Below are 15,933 nucleotides of genomic sequence, written 5' to 3'. Positions count from 1 at the left end.
TTTTGCATCTTTTTTAAGGGAGATAACGTGCACTGGTTAGAGTTAAAGATAAAACCGCCGATTGTGGCGATCATTACTGTGATATTGATGTTCGTACTTGATCATTTCTTGTCTAGTGAAAGGTTAGGGCTAGGGCCATTACGTTGGAGTATTGTACTTTCGTTTATCATGGTTGGTTTAATGCTTGCAATAACTGGTGTGAAATTATTTTTTAAATCGGAAACGACTATTCACCCAGATTTAAAACATGCAACGAATAAACTTGTTACCACGGGTATATATCGGCTTTCACGTAATCCAATGTATTTAGGTATATTGCTGAACTTAATTGCGATTGCGGTATGGATGAACAACTGGCTATCCATCGGAGTATGTATTGGTTTTGCTCTGTATATCACTCAGTTTCAAATTAAACCAGAGGAACGGTTTCTACAGAATAAGTTTGGCCAAGAGTACCAAGATTATTGTCGGAAAGTACGTCGGTGGTTATAGATCGGATGCCTAGTGCACTTTTCTAAAGATAATTAACCTTACTAATACAACAATGCCAGCTGTAATCAATCAGCTGGCATTGTTTTAAAGCTAAAGTAAAAGGTTATTTAACTCAAAATAATGAGTAAAGTGCCAGCTAAAGTCATAAGAATATTGGCGATGGCGTATGTACCAGCATAACCAAGTGCAGGAATTGTGGATTTAGCATAATCATTTACTATGTCCATTGCTGGTGCACAAGTACGGGCTCCAATGATGGCACCAAATAGTAGCGCGCGGTTCATTTTTAACACATGAGCACCGAAGAGGTAAGCACACACGACAGGAACCACGCTGATAATAAAACTAACGCCAATAATTTTTATACCGACTTGCCCAAGGTACTCAAACATATTGCTACCTGCGCTTAGCCCTATTCCGACCATAAAGACCATAAGACCTAGATCTTTCACCATATTGAGTGCACCTTGCGGTACATAACCGAAAGTAGGGTGATTCGCTCTTAAAAAGCCCAATGTAATTCCTGCGATTAAGAGCCCAACTGCATTACCTAATCCAAAAGTAACTTGTCCAAAGGTCATGGTAATTAAGCCAAACAATAGGCCAATAATGAAAAAGCTACAGAAGGCTAATAAATCTGCTATCTGGCTATGGATAGAGATGAAACCAATACGTTCTGCAAGGCCTAATACTCGACTTTTTTCACCACTGACTTGTAGAATATCTCCTTTTGCAAGAACGATATTAAGATCCATTGGCATTTCAATTTGAGCGCGAACGACTCGACTAAGGAAACAGCCATACTCTGCAATGTTCAGATCTGATAATTTTTTTCCTGCGATGCTATCACTTTTTACCACGATCTCTTCTTCTGCAATACGTAAATCAAGAAGGTTCCGGTCGAAAACTTCTTTTCCATTTCGGAAACTAGGATCGAGTCGGGCATGGCTGTCTGGATAGCCAACCAAAGCAATTTCATCCCCAAGTTGTAAAATAGCGTCACCATCTGGATGGGCTAAGATACCATTACGACGAATACGTTCAATATAACAACCTGTTTGTCGGTAAATACCTAACTCTCTTAGGTTTTTTCCGTCCGCCCAATCAATCAGCTCTTGGCCGACTCGATAGGCTCGAATGATAGGGAGGTAAACTTTGCGTTGGCCAGCGCCACCTAATCCTCGCTCTTGTGCAATTCGTTGGGCTGAGTCACTTAAATTTTCTTTTTGAAGTTTCGGTAGTAATTTAGCAAACATGATCATACTGGTTAAGCCGATCAAATAAGAAAGCGCATAGCCGACAGAAAGGTTGTCTAAGATCATGGCTAACTGCATTCCATCAGGAATGGTGCCTAAACCTGAATTTAGCGCGTCTTGTGCACCGACTAATATAGGTGTAGAGGTCATGGACCCGGCCATAATGCCTGCGGTTAAGCCAAAATCTAATCCTAATACATGCCCAAGCCCATAAGTGAGGCTGATAGCGGTTACGAGAACGATCAGGCTTAAAAAGAAATAATGTTTCCCATCTCTGAAAAATATGCCAAAAAAATTAGGACCAGCTTCTATTCCAACACAATAAATGAATAGCATAAAACCAATGGTGAGAGCTTCGGCATTAAAATTAAACCCGAGGTGACCCATTAATAGGGCCGTAAGCAGTACTCCAATTGAATTGCCAAGTTGAAAGTTGCCAAATCGAATTTTCCCAATGGAAAGACCAATAGCAAGGACAACAAATAATAATAATATTGGGTTTTGGTTTAAGAGCGCAGCAACGTCTATATTCACGGTAATCTCAAGCGAAAAGGGTACACAACAAAATAAAAAGGAATAAGTATTGTCCAATCAGAGTGTTACTACCTGTATAGCACTGATATGTTTTAACAATGTTATTGGGCATACTATTCATTAAATGATTCATCGAATTTAGTTATACCGTTCTTACTTAAGCTGCACCTTTACAGAATATGGTTACTTCTCATAATAACGTAGTGTAATGGTAGGTTTTCTGCAACTTCAATTAATTGGATATCACTTTGTCGATCAATATTTACAAAGTGTATCGGATAAATAGAGAATAAATAAGAAAAATTATGACTTTTTGGTATTAAATTTTGGTGTGTTAATTTTGAGTAAGAAAAAGAACAAATATGGCTGATAAAATATGGACTCAGGAACAAAAACAGCCCCGATAGGGGGGCTGTTTAATTTACTCAAATCAAAGTGAGGGCTTAATCGTAAAGACCTAAGTTTGCTTTTGAATAGGCTTCAAATTCGGTGAAACCACCAACATGATTTTGGTCAACAAAAATTTGTGGTACCGTTTCCACGGGTTTACCAACTGTTTTTTCAAGATCAGCTTTACTAATGCCTTCAGCATGAATATCAACATAACGATAATTGAAATCATCACGTTGTTCTTTTAATTTATCGGCAAGATCTTTTGCACGGACACAAAATGGGCAACCAGGGCGACCAAAAATTACTACAAACATGGGTTTTCTCCTTATATTCTTTATGCTGCTCACTATGCCTTAAGATATCGATGATTTAAAGTTGATATGAGCTTTTATTTCAATAGAGAAAAGCTATTAATACTTGATTGTTTAAATTTACAACGGATTTACTTTATCGTATCGAGAATCTTTTAAGACATCTTTTACTCGTTTCAAATTCTCTCTAAAGCCTGAACCTCGGCGTAAAGTAAACCCTGTAGCAAGAACATCAATGATTGTCATTTGAACAATACGGCTTGCCATGGGCATATAGACATCGGTATCTTCCGGGACATCAAGTGTAATCGCTAGGTCGCTTGCCGCTTCAAGGGGGGAGTCTTTTGCTGTTATGGCAATGACCGTTGCTCCATTCTCGCGAGCAAGGTGTGCAATTTCAACTTGGCTTTTTGTCCGGCCAGTGTGTGAGATCAAAACCACCACGTCATTTTCTGTTGAATTAATACAACTCATTCGTTGCATAACAATATCGTCAAAATTCATGATTGGAATTTTGAAGCGGATAAATTTATTTTGAGCATCTTTTGCAACAGCGGAAGATGCCCCTAAACCGAAAAATGAAATACGTTTTGCTTGTGTGAGTAAGTCGACCGCTCGGTTGATTTGATAAGGGTCAATACTGTTTTTAGCCACATCCAAGCAAGCCATTGCTGACTCGAATATTTTATGCGTGTAAGCATCGGGGCCGTCTGATTCTTCAACGTTGCGATTAACGTATGGGGTGCCATTTGCAAGACTTTGAGCTAAATGCAATTTAAAGTCAGGAAACCCTTTAGTATCTAAGCGTCGGCAGAAGCGGTTAACGGTTGGTTCACTGACGTCTGCAATTTTGGCTAAGGTTGCAATACTTGAATGAATGGCGGTTTGGGGAGCCGCGATAATTACCTCAGCAACTTTCCGTTCGGATTTGCTAAAAATATCGAGATTTTTTTGAATTTTTTCTAATGTGTTCATACTGCTCTCACCAATGCTAACATTCAGGTTGTAAGAATGAGGTTGTCATCGCTATCACTAACTCATGGTATTTGAGCTAATATAATCTTATGACGTGCTAGGCAGAGTATAACCATGGTTGACTATGGATAGTGTATTGAAAGAGTTTTTTATTCTAAGAATATGACAAAGCTCAAAATTAATTACAGTTTTGACTTTTTTTGACAATAAGATGAGGGTTATCAGAGGTTAGTACAATATTTTACGAAATAAAATTTCAATATTGGGTGTTTTTTGTATGAAAATTAAATTTTTAAGCAAGCAGTCAATTATTGAGCTGCCTGCATAACCATAGAAGTGAAGCTAGAGTTGAAGAATTGTGGAGGTTAGTGTTTCTATTTTGGGTAACACGATAGGACTCGTTTTTGCAATTTTACGCTGTTCTTCAATCACAGAATGGAGTATGCCTTTATCGGTTAAAGGGTTAGCCAAAACAACCCTGAAAACGTTTGTTTCCATGCGGCCCCATTTTTCAGGAGTAAGCCGAGTCCTTGACACAAATGAGCGACCATTTTCTCGTTGTTTTTTTTGAATAAACTTAGTTAATTCATTAAGCAGTTGATGTAATTCTTCTTTTTCTTTAGCACTTGCGATGGCCAATGCTTTTTTGGTTTTTAAGGGGACATACCGATAGGTGAGTATGCATAACTCCGGTTTGGATATAAGTTCAAAGTCTTGTTGTTGCTCAATTAGATTTGCAAAAAACTTGGCTTTTTCGATACTTTGATCAATCAGTAGTTCGTAGCCTGGTCGGCTGATAATATGCATGCTTGAATAAACGAGCATTGCCATTCCAGAGCGTGATCCTTCTAGTGTATGAGCACCTAAATCCTTCGAACCTTTTCGTAAAATATATTCTGCATGATGTTCAATCGATGTCATTGCTGAAGGGTTTTTAAATAAAACCATTCCTGCGCCCATTGGAATGTACATTTGCTTATGTGCATCAATGGTTACGGAGTCAGCACGTTCAATGCCTTTGAGTAAATATCGGTGGTTATTTGACATCAAGGTAGCACCACCCCAAGCGGCATCAACATGAAAATGGCATTCTTCACGTTCTGCAATATCGGCAATTTTATCTAAGGGGTCAATGCTGCCTGTTTCTGTGGTACCTGCAACACCAATGATTGCAAAGGGTTTAATATTTTGTATTTTTAAATGACAGATAGTTTCTTCAAGTGCAATAGGACAAATCCGGTTTTGACTATCCGTTTTAACTGCAATTAAATTTTGTTGACCAATACCCAAAATATCGGCTGCTTTTTTTAGCGAATAATGACCACGTTCTGAGACTAATACCGCAATGCCTTTATAACCATAATGCATCATCGCATGATATAAGCCTTCTTTACCTACGCCTTGAAAGTCACCATCAGCCTTTAAAGCATTATTACGTGCAACCCAAAGGGCAGTGATATTGGCAATCGTGCCCCCAGAGCAAAATGCACCTAAAGAATGCTCTGCACTGTGCATCCAATGTTGATAGAAATCATCACCTTGTTGATAGATCAACCGGTGTAACATACCCAAGACTTGACGTTCTAGAGGCGTAAAGGCTTTGGAGGTTTCAATTTTTACTAAATTTTGATTTAGAGCGATCATTATTTTTGATAGAGGCATCAAAAAATAAGGTAACGCTGATGTCATATGCCCGATAAAACTCGGTGCAGATGTATGAACTGAGTGAGATACAACGGTATCTAAAAGGTGTTGGGTGTGCTCGGAGACAAATGTTGGGGTTTCTGGTATTGCAGAATTTAAAAAATCTTTCTCAATCTCAGATAACGGCTTTTCTTCGGCAACAATATGCTCTCTTAAAAATTCATTAAGATTTTGAGAAAGTTTTTGTTCAATATTTCCCAATGTGGAGTCGGGAGCTTCTGGCACGGTAAAAATGCGTAATAAGCTCTCAAAATTGACATCTACAATTTTGTCATCAGATCCCATAAAGCGGTTTTCTTCTTTAATTTTGATAATATTAAAACTTGAGCGAGCCAATTTATATGAAAATAGAGGTAAAGTCTCGCTCAATATTGAAAGGGAAAATAGAAAGGAATTATTACGGGCATTCCATTGCACTGGTTTTTGCGACGGTTTGGTTATACTTATCTAATGCCGGTTTAATGTTGCTTGGATGGCTTAGTAAGTCAGCAAATGCTGAACGTAATTCGTAGTTTTTTTCGTTAGGAGGCGATTGGCGATCATCAAACGTTGTTTTGGCAACTTGGCCTAATTTATCATCGCGCTGAGATAAGGTTTTAATTTCTGATTGTTCTAATTTTAGCCATGACTCGACCGACTGATCGATAGCCACTTTTGAAGGGTCATTAATGAGGTAGTAATCTACTGCTGCACGGTTTAATTCAAAATGATGGGTTCTTCCTGCTAAAAACCAGTCACCGACTTCTTTTAGATCAGGATGGGTCATCGTTGTAATAGCCACAAGATCTTGGTACCACATTAAAGAGGCATCAATATAAGCATCGTATTTTTTTGTTAAACACTGAGTATTAGTAATATTGTCTGCCAGTACGGAGCCACTGGAAAGTGAAAATAAAAGAGCAATGGCGAGTTTTTTCATTGTCAGTCCTTGAATAGAAGCCAATTAAGCCGAAGCATTGTAAACTTGCATGTCCGATAAGTCAGTCATTGCATTAAATAAAGCGTACTTTTGTGATCAAATCTACGCTTCTATCTATATATGAGAGAGGCTAATGGCCTAAAGATACGAAAAATAGCATCAAAACGGGTACTAATAAACTTAGAATAAAACCACTCACAATCGCTATTGGTACACATTTTACGCCACCAGTGCTTTGAATAACAGGAAGTGTAAAGTCCATCGCTGTTGCTCCAGCGTAACCAATAGAGGTACATGGATAGCGACGAATAAGCATTGGTATAGCAACTAACGCAACTAATTCACGTAGTAGCTCTAACATAAATGATGCGCCACCATAAATTGGGCCATAGGCATCCCCCATTAAAATTCCTGCTAGAGAGTACCACCCAAAACCAGACGACATGGCTAAGGCATTTGTTACCGGGATATCGAGAATGTATGCAGAAAGGATCCCCCCGCACCAAGAGGTGAGGATTATCACTAAGGCAATAAGCATTCCTCGTTTATTCAAAATAATTTGTTTCAGTGTTAATCCACTATTGCGTAGTTGAATACCAATGAAAAAAAGAAGTAAAAGAAGAATAGCTTCGCTTCCTTGGTTAACCCATGAAACTTCAAAAGATAGGAGTAAGCCTAATAGTAGGCCAGCACCAACTACTAAGATTAACTTTGCTGATTCAAGAGCCATTTTATGAATAGGAAGTGATGTGCCTTTTGCATTTGCTTGGACTGAAAAGTATTTATCGATAAAAGGGAGTACTGCCAGGTTACACAGTCCAATCGTTATAAAAAATGTTGATGTATAAAGTATGATGGTTTGTAAGTTAGCGCTTAGATTATCAAGCGCTGAAAGGCTCAAACCCATTAAAAATAGTATGACATATATAAGATAGGAAACCACTTTACTAATGCGGTGGAGCCAAGATTCATTGGATAGGCTAATGAAATAACCGATGATCAATGGCAAAAAGATCATGAATACGCCTGAATACATAAATACCTCGTATAATGAAGATAAAAACAATTATCATTTTTACAGTAATTTTCTTTAGGCTATTTTAATGATTAAAAGTAATAAAAATAGATAATCGTATGATTTTTTATAATTATTTTTCTACTGAGCATTAATTTATGTTGTAAATTAATCATGGTAGAGATAGTCGTTTTTGCTTTTTTTACTTCATGTTCGAATTTTTTTTTACCATTTGATGACATTTAGTAAATAATATTGCGATCAATATCGTAATTTTTCAGATATTTTCATCTTGTGATGTGAGCTGTGCACTTACTTAATTTTTATCATGAAGTATCATTTCTTATTGAAGTCACTTATAAAAATTTTAATTAATATAGTTTGTTTTTAGAGTCGATCTAACAATTAAACAAATTTAGTAACATGGAAGTCTATTATAAAAGTCATTTATGACGCTTGTGTCTTGATCGGGGGGTTAAACATAAGTATGGAGGTTACAAAATGGGTAGTAATTTGGAGCGGTCATTTTTTGAATATGTAACTAAGTTTGGTTCATTTCAAAAACGTTCAATGTTTGGTGGTATTGGACTGTTTAGTGAAGATGCAATGTACGCATTGATCTCGAATGGCACTATTTTTATTCGCGGTGGTGGAGATCTTGATCAAAGCTTAGAAGCAAAAAATTGTAAAAGATATAAGCATGTGAAGAAACAAACCGTCGCAACGGTTAACTATTTTGATATTACAAAGCTCTATACAGAAGGTGATGTTGCTTTAGATGGAATTATAGAAGCATCCATTGAATACTCTAAAAGAGAAAGAGCATTTCAGAAGTCAGAAGATAGTCGACGATTACGTGATTTACCTAACATGCAACTTACTCTAGAACGAATGGTTAAAAAATCAGGTGTGCCAGATGTCACTACTTTTCTTCAGATGGGACCAGAGGATGTATTTAAACGAGTAAAAGAAACCTATGGTAGTGATGTTGATATCCGTTTATTGTGGAAATTTGCAGGTGCAGTTGATGGATGCCATTGGAAACTTATTCAAGAGCCAAGAAGGCAAAAACTTTTATCCAATGTACATCATTAATACTTTTACTTAAAAAAACCTCGCAATCTTTGCGAGGTTTTTTTAATATTTACATAACGGTGATTCTTATTTAGAAATTAAAGCGGGTAGTTACCATTAATTGATCACCATAGATATAATTTAATTTACCTTCTAGGCCAATTGAAAATAGCTCTGTTGCGTGAAAACGGCCAGATATTGTACCGTATACATCATCAGTATCAGCATCATTGTTTATTTTGTAATAACCTAGCTTCCCTGCAATTTCAAATTGTGGGCCTAACCATTGTCTCACACCAATATTTACTTCCATACCTGCATCGTTATTATATTTTTTAGAGTCGTCATCAACCATTTTGAATAACATCTCACCGGTGATATCTGCCCAGTTATTTACTGGTGCATGAAAACCTAAACCAGCAGAAAGGTCATAGTCATTATCGAACTCAGAGTCGAGGGACAAAATAGCATGTGCATTTGGGTGGATAGATTTACTCACACCAGCACCAAAAGTCATTGGGCTTAAGCCGATACGAGCATCGATATAGTCATAATTAAAGTTGCTCATGGTTGATGGATTCGTATTATCGGCAGCAAATACCGAGCTTGAAGCAAGTAACAATCCTGTGAAAACAAGTGACTTATGCATGAAAGAAAACCCTTTTCTTAATACTGTCTATGGTGATTTATGAAGAATTGATGATTAGAAAATGAGGATTAAAGTGCTAATACAATCAGTTCTTTATTTGAATGGCTAGATTTTGTCAGAAGCAAGCTAAGATGTAAAATAACAAAGTTGTTCTTTGTATGAAATACTCGTCTTAAATATTGATAGTATGTTTACATAAGCTTGATAATTCGGTGTTATTTTGTCTATTAGGTATAGAATAATCTATAAAATATGTAGCGCTTTGCCATGACAAGTGAATTCAATTTACGTTAGACTGGCTCTTTTACCTGCAAGGATCGAAATGAATAATTATAAGAAGTATGCAGCCATTGGCGGTGCCGTCGCACTTGCTGCATGTTGGCCACTAGCCGTCGGTCAGTTTGCTGAATCAACTATAATAGATGCGGCTAAACAATTAGATAAAAAAGAAGTGAGCGTAGAAGTTGTAAACTACGATCGTGGCTATTTAAATGCGACAGCGCAGACTAAAATTACCATCGTTGATTCTGTCTTGAAGCAACAATTAGAACTTGATGGCCTTCCTACTACATTGATTTTAAATCACCAAATTCATCATGGATTATTTGGTGTTTCTTCTGATACCAAGACTGAGAATTATACGGAAATTCCTATTCTTATTCACTCTGTAACGTCTTTTCTTGGCTCAACTTCAGTTGAAGTGAAAAGTGAAAAAATGACGTTTAATTTTGCTCAGGATGCTAATTCGACATTAGCGTTTTCACCGGGAACTTTTAACGCCGATATTAGCCGTGATGGACAAGTCAAGTTTGACTACCAGTTAGACAGTTTTAATGGGCACTTCGCGAATGGTGAATCATTATTACTTAATAGTATTAGTGGCTCAGGCGATGGTAAAAAACAACAAGGTTTTTGGATTGGGCAACAAAACGTAGGTCTAGGTGAGATTAATATGCTCACACCAACAGGTGAAAGTGCGTTTAATATTAATCAGTTTAATTACCGTTTTAACACAAAAGAAAATGCATCTGAAGCTACCTTTAGTAGTCAACATCATGTGTCAATTGACAGCATTGAATTGGAAGACGACACCCTAACCGATCTAGGATTTGATATATCGTTTAAAGATATTGGCATGGAGGCATTTACACAACTATTAGAAACTTATCAGGCTAAAAGCCAAGCGTTAACGAGTGATGATGTGAAAGCGATTACAGACAATGTCGATTCTTTATTCGAAAAAGGATTTACGGTTTCTTTAAATAAAATGAAAGCGACTATACGTAAAGGTCATTTTGAAGGGGATTGGTCATTAACTGTCCCTAAGGGAGATAAAAAGGTTAGCCAAAACCCAATGGTGATTCTTTCGATGTTAGAAGGTGAAACAAACGCTTTTATTTCGAATGATATGGCGATTGAATTTCCTTTTATTCAAGCAGGGTTAGATAATCTGATTCAACAGGGCGTAATGCTACATAAAGCGGATGGCTACCATATTAATGGTGAGATAAAAGAAGGTAATGTTGAGTTTAAAAGTGGTAAGAAGATGCCTCTTTTTGCTCTACTTGCTCCATTATTTATGTAATCACTCTTTTGGAGTTGAGATGGAAGAGGCCGATTTGGCCTCTTTTTTTATGGTTTACTCAAAAAGGTGTTTTGAGGGATTAAGAAAAATGGTATTACTGTAGGAAAGTTGACATGGTTTATTCAAACCAAGATTATTCATTCTAGCAGGAGCAATATTCATCATGGAACCAATCTATAACTTCAGTGCTGGCCCAGCAAGTCTTCCAAAAGCAGTAATGAAACAAGCTCAAGAGGAGTTTATTAATTGGAATGGTCTTGGTACTTCCGTTATGGAAATCAGTCATCGTAGTAAACCTTTTCTTAAGGTCGCAGCAGAAGCTGAGCAAGATTTACGTGACTTACTGTCTATCCCAAATAATTATAAAGTTTTATTTTGTCAGGGTGGAGCTCGGGCACAATTTGCAGCGGTTCCTATGAACTTACTAGGCAGTGCAAAAACGGCTGATTACATTGATGGTGGTTACTGGGCAGCAAGCGCGGTTGAAGAAGCGCAAAAATACTGCGAAGCGAATGTTATTAATGCATCCACGACTATCGATGGTAAATCGGCTATTATTCCTGCTTCTGACTGGGTTTTGTCAGATGACTCTGCTTATGTCCATTTTTGCCCGAACGAAACCATTGATGGTATTGAAATTAATGATCTGCCTGTAACGGATAAGCCGATTGTGGCTGATATGTCATCAACGATTTTGTCTCGTGAAATTGATATATCAAAGTACGGTGTGATTTACGCTGGGGCACAAAAAAATATTGGTCCTGCAGGCCTTTGTATCGTGATTGTCCGTGATGATTTGTTAGATCTTGCTCATTCAGCACTTCCAAGCATTTTGAATTACAAAGTGCTATTTGAAAAAGAATCTATGTATAACACTCCACCTACATATGCATGGTATTTGTCTGGATTGGTTTTTAAATGGTTAAAATCGAATGGCGGTGTTGCTGCCATCGAGAAGGTAAACCGTGAGAAAGCAGCTACTTTATATCAATATATTGATCAATCTGAGTTTTATCGCAATAGTGTGCACTCGAATAATCGTTCGTTAATGAATGTTCCATTCCAACTTGCAAAACCTGAGCTGGACGCTTTGTTTTTAGAACAAGCAGAAGCCCGTGGTCTACAAGCCTTGAAAGGACACAGAGCGGTTGGCGGTATGAGAGCATCTATTTATAACGCTATGCCGTTAGAAGGTGTGCAAGCGTTGGTTGAATTCATGAAAGAGTTCGAACAAAAAAACGCCTGAAGTTCATTAAATAAGTAGGAACATAAATCGGTCGTTTAAATAAAACGAATCGTGATTAATACAGAAAAACGCCATGGTAACTTTTGACGGTGACCATGGCGCTTTTTCATTAAATCTAAACCTATAAGATCTTACAAGCGTTGATGTAAGCGATGGTATAAACCTTGCTGAGCCAGTAAATCGTGATGAGATCCTTGCTCAACAATTTTACCTTGCTCCATCAGACAAATGCTATCCATACGATCAAGACCCACTAAGCGATGAGTTACAAACACTACGGTTTTACCTTTAGAGTGTTGATTAAGCAATTGCATGATTTGGTTCTCTGTCTGCTTATCAAGGCCTTCAGTGGGTTCATCCAATAACAAAATAGGGGCATTGTGTAATAGTGCTCGGGCAATACCAACACGTCGTTTTTCACCTCCTGATAACTGACGGCCACCATCACCTAACCAAGTATCTAACCCTAATCCTTCATTTAAATATTCTAGACCAACTTGCTTTAAAATACTGAGCAGCTCGATATCATTTGCATCGGGTTTAGCTAAATGTAAGTTGTCTTTTAATGTGCCATTTAAAATGTCAACTCGTTGGCTGACAACCGAAATAGATTCGCGTAGGCCCTTTTCTGTCCACTGAGTGATTGGGCTATCACCAATATAGAGTTCACCTGATGTGACATCAAATTGGCGAGTTAGCAATTGAAGCAACGTGGATTTACCTGAACCAGTCTGGCCGACAATAGCCATCTTCTGCCCGGATTTTAACTCTAACGATACATCATCTAATGCCAACGTTTCACTGTCATAGTATTGGAAGGTTACATGGTTTAGTACTAAGTTGTATTCTTGAGTGTGTTCCACTCCAGATTTTGGAAAAACAATATCAGGTGTAGCATGTAAAATTTCATTTAAGCGTCTTGCTGATTCTAGGGTTTGCCCTAAATATTGGAATGCACCTGCAATTGGCATTAGTAGTTCAAAGCTTGCCATGGTAGCAAAAGCCATAAGTGCGACCATAGGGCCGGGTGGTTGGCCATTAACACCATCAGCGGCCATCCAAATGATCAGTACTAAGCTCCAGCCGTTTGCTAACAGTAATAGGGCGCTAGCAAGGCCTGTGTAATGAGCATTTTTAAACTGATTTTTCACCAACTTGTCTTGATGATCACTAATGGCTTGACGATATTTAGGTTCCGCGCCAAATAAAACTAATTCACTATGCCCTTGAACCCAATCTAGAGTTGCTATACGTAATTTTGCTTTATTTTGCGTGAGTGTTTCGCCATTTTGTTTGCCTAATTTATAAAAAATAACAGGCCAAAGTAATAATAAAGTAAGTAAAATAGCGCCAAGCGTTAATCCGATGGTGAGATCAAACCAAGCAAGTAAAAGCGTTAAAGATATGATACCAAATATGCCAACAATAATAGGGCTGACCAAGCGTAAATACACATGATCCATGGCATCTACATCGGCCACTAATCGGTTAAGTAAATCGGCATCACGCAGCTTGGACATACGACCAGGAATTAGTGGTGTTAACTTCTTAAAGAAGAAGATACGTAGATCCGCTAACAGTTTGAAGGTTGCATCGTGGCTGACAACACGCTCACCCCAGCGACCTGCTGTCCTTGCCATCGCAAAACCACGAACACCACCACCAGGCAGCATATAATTAAAGGTTTCACGAGCAATAGTCAAACCTGCAACAGATGCTGCCGCAATAAACCAACCTGACAACGTAAGTAGGCCAATGGAAGCGACTAATGTTGCAAGGGCAAGTAGCATACCAAGCGACAAACTAAACCAATGTTTCTTATACAGTCTGAGGTAAGGTGCTAATTCATGCATCTAAATTCCCCTTATTTTCACTATCAGATTCAATTTTTGTTGATAACATTTGGGCAAATAAACCTGATGCTTTTATGTCATTATAATGGCCAGATTGAACGATTTGACCTGACTGCATAACCAGAATATTGGCTACTTCTTTTAAATGACCGAGTTGGTGGGTAACCATCAACGTTGTTTTGCCAATCGTATTCACATTTAATGCTTTTACGACTAAGTTTTCACTGTGTGCATCAAGGCTTGCAGTGGGTTCGTCAAGTAGCCAAAATTGGCCATTTTGCAGCATAGCACGTGCTAATGCTAGGCGTTGAGCTTGTCCAACGGAAAGGCCACCAGAGCGATCGCTAATGTGATAATCCAAACCATGAGTTGCTGTAAATTCATCAGCAAAGGCATCTTTTAGTGCTTTTGTTACCTCAGGCTCTGAAAGGTTTTGCTGGCCTAATGTGACATTGTCATAAATGGTGCCATTGACCAACAGAGGATTCTGTCCAACCCAACTGATATTTTGACGCCAATTTTTTAAATCGAGCTCTTTAACTTCAACACCATTGATCGTGAGTGAACCTTGATACGGTAGGAAGCCTAAAATAGCATTAATTAAACTGGTTTTACCGGCACCACTTGGTCCAACTAATGCAGTGGTTTGATTGGCATGAATGGTGAATGAAATCGGGCCAACGAGCTTTATTTTTTCAGAGTTCTTGGTTTTCTCCGTGCTGAAAACTTCTAAATTTTGCGCAATAATAATGATTGATTCTGGTGTGGGTAATGGGGTATCACCGGATTTAGCAGCTTCGACATCGGCTTCTAAAAATTCTACTAAACTTTCAGCGGCGCCTAATGCCTGTGCTTTAGCATGGTAATAAGTGCCTAGATCGCGCAGTGGTTGGTAAAATTCTGGCGCTAAGATCAAGATGAAGAGGCCCGTAAATAGGGTAATACTTCCGCCATAATAACCAAAATTTAACTCGCCAATATAGCTGAAACCAAAGTATACAGCGGTAATCGCAATGGAAATAGAAGTAAAAAACTCTAAAACCGCAGAGGATAAAAATGCGATACGAAGTACATCCATGGTGCTTTTTCGTAACACTTCAGAAGCTCCGCGTAGTAGTTCTGTTTCCGATTCCGCTCGGTGAAATAGACGAATAGTTGTCATTGATTGTAATCGGTCATAAAAATGGCCAGATAAACGTTGCAGAGCTTTAAAGTTCTTTTTATTGGCATCAGCGGCTTTCATTCCAACTAAGGCCATAAATAAGGGAACAAGTGGTGCAGTGATTAAGAATATTAATCCAGCCGCCCAATTGAAAGGGAAAACGACGACAAGAATAATGAAAGGTAGTAATACGGCGAGTGACATTTGTGGTAAATAACGAGAGAAAAAATCTTGCATTTCTTCTACTTGTTCAAGTAGCAATGTCGCCCAAGTACCAGCAGGTTTACCTTTTATATAAGCTGGGCCTAAATCGCGTAATTTATCTAAAATTTGTTGGCGGATGTAAATGCGGACATATTCACCACAGCGATAACCGGTGATTTCTCGTCCCCAATTACATAAAGAGCGCCCTACAATCATTAATGCTAATCCCACAAATGAAGGAATAAGCTCATGCTTATCGACTTGTTCAATAATAATGTTGTGAAGAATAGAGGCGAGAAAACCGGCTTGTCCAAGTAGAAATAGCGTAGAAAGTACGCCTAAACCAATGGTGGAAAATAACCAGAATTTGGCAAGTTTACCTTGTTCTTTTAGCCATTTGTTTAAATGGCGTCGGTGTTGTTTATCCATGTAAGACTTCTTCCCAGCTGGATGTGAAAATGGACAGGATGATGTTGAGATTTACACTTAGTGACGTTAACAAGCTGTCGAATAGCGCTGAATGTTAAACTGGATTTGCTAAAATTTAAGAGGGCCACAAAA

13 protein-coding genes are annotated in these 15,933 nt (G+C 38.2%); 4 read left to right on the top strand and 9 right to left on the bottom strand.

Going from position 1 to position 15,933, the window contains the following annotated elements; translation table 11 throughout:
• The first annotated feature begins 27 nt into the window (after nt 1–27).
• Nucleotides 28–492 (top strand): methyltransferase family protein, encoded by a 465-nt coding sequence (locus tag VCASEI_RS07530; protein ID WP_086963186.1) that lies wholly within the window; start codon nt 28–30, stop codon nt 490–492.
• A 107-nt stretch (nt 493–599) separates the two neighbouring features.
• Here the strand turns inward: VCASEI_RS07530 and VCASEI_RS07525 are convergent, their stop codons facing one another.
• From VCASEI_RS07525 to VCASEI_RS07500, 6 genes are all read right to left on the bottom strand, one after another.
• On the bottom strand, nt 600–2,282 hold the full coding sequence (locus VCASEI_RS07525) for an aspartate:alanine antiporter (protein ID WP_086963187.1): 1,683 nt from the start codon (nt 2,280–2,282) through the stop codon (nt 600–602).
• Nucleotides 2,283–2,725: 443 nt separating this feature from the next.
• The gene (locus VCASEI_RS07520; protein ID WP_086963188.1) at nt 2,726–2,989 is read right to left on the bottom strand and encodes a GrxA family glutaredoxin; all 264 of its coding nucleotides are present in this window, start codon (nt 2,987–2,989) and stop codon (nt 2,726–2,728) included.
• Nucleotides 2,990–3,106: 117 nt separating this feature from the next.
• The gene (locus VCASEI_RS07515; RefSeq protein WP_086963190.1) at nt 3,107–3,961 is read right to left on the bottom strand and encodes a MurR/RpiR family transcriptional regulator; all 855 of its coding nucleotides are present in this window, start codon (nt 3,959–3,961) and stop codon (nt 3,107–3,109) included.
• Between the two features lie 342 nt (nt 3,962–4,303).
• Nucleotides 4,304–5,950 (bottom strand): pyridoxal-dependent aspartate 1-decarboxylase PanP, encoded by a 1,647-nt coding sequence (gene panP / locus VCASEI_RS07510; RefSeq protein ID WP_089110216.1) that lies wholly within the window; start codon nt 5,948–5,950, stop codon nt 4,304–4,306.
• A gap of 112 nt (nt 5,951–6,062) precedes the next feature.
• Nucleotides 6,063–6,584: a hypothetical protein gene (locus VCASEI_RS07505; protein ID WP_086963192.1), complete on the bottom strand. Its 522-nt coding sequence runs from the start codon at nt 6,582–6,584 to the stop codon at nt 6,063–6,065.
• Between the two features lie 130 nt (nt 6,585–6,714).
• On the bottom strand, nt 6,715–7,620 hold the full coding sequence (locus VCASEI_RS07500; RefSeq protein ID WP_086963194.1) for a lysine exporter LysO family protein: 906 nt from the start codon (nt 7,618–7,620) through the stop codon (nt 6,715–6,717).
• Between the two features lie 480 nt (nt 7,621–8,100).
• On the opposite strand from VCASEI_RS07500, the gene VCASEI_RS07495 reads away from it, so the two are divergent.
• Entirely contained in the window at nt 8,101–8,694 is a 594-nt protein-coding gene (locus VCASEI_RS07495; RefSeq protein ID WP_086963196.1) for a TfoX/Sxy family DNA transformation protein, read from the top strand.
• A 70-nt stretch (nt 8,695–8,764) separates the two neighbouring features.
• Here VCASEI_RS07495 and VCASEI_RS07490 read toward each other — a convergent pair whose 3' ends face one another.
• On the bottom strand, nt 8,765–9,322 hold the full coding sequence (locus VCASEI_RS07490) for a hypothetical protein (RefSeq protein ID WP_086963197.1): 558 nt from the start codon (nt 9,320–9,322) through the stop codon (nt 8,765–8,767).
• A 322-nt stretch (nt 9,323–9,644) separates the two neighbouring features.
• On the opposite strand from VCASEI_RS07490, the gene VCASEI_RS07485 reads away from it, so the two are divergent.
• Together VCASEI_RS07485 and serC are read left to right on the top strand one after the other, a co-directional pair.
• Nucleotides 9,645–10,907, top strand: a complete 1,263-nt coding sequence (locus tag VCASEI_RS07485) for a DUF945 family protein (RefSeq protein ID WP_086963199.1) — start codon at nt 9,645–9,647, stop codon at nt 10,905–10,907.
• 163 nt (nt 10,908–11,070) lie between these two features.
• On the top strand, nt 11,071–12,153 hold the full coding sequence (serC, locus tag VCASEI_RS07480; protein ID WP_086963200.1) for a 3-phosphoserine/phosphohydroxythreonine transaminase: 1,083 nt from the start codon (nt 11,071–11,073) through the stop codon (nt 12,151–12,153).
• Between the two features lie 131 nt (nt 12,154–12,284).
• Here serC and cydC read toward each other — a convergent pair whose 3' ends face one another.
• Together cydC and cydD are read right to left on the bottom strand one after the other, a co-directional pair.
• The gene (cydC, locus tag VCASEI_RS07475) at nt 12,285–14,006 is read right to left on the bottom strand and encodes a heme ABC transporter ATP-binding protein/permease CydC (RefSeq protein WP_089110128.1); all 1,722 of its coding nucleotides are present in this window, start codon (nt 14,004–14,006) and stop codon (nt 12,285–12,287) included.
• A complete protein-coding gene (cydD, locus tag VCASEI_RS07470) occupies nt 13,999–15,801 on the bottom strand; it encodes a heme ABC transporter permease/ATP-binding protein CydD (protein WP_086963203.1) in 1,803 nt (600 codons plus the stop codon). Before cydD ends, cydC begins: the two co-directional genes overlap by 8 nt.
• Nucleotides 15,802–15,933: the final 132 nt, after the last annotated feature.

It is taken from the genome of Vibrio casei (genome assembly GCF_002218025.2).
GTDB classification, from domain to species: domain Bacteria; phylum Pseudomonadota; class Gammaproteobacteria; order Enterobacterales; family Vibrionaceae; genus Vibrio; species Vibrio casei.
The sequence above is the reverse complement of the archived record's forward strand: the minus strand, read 5'-3'. Positions and strand labels throughout refer to the sequence as shown.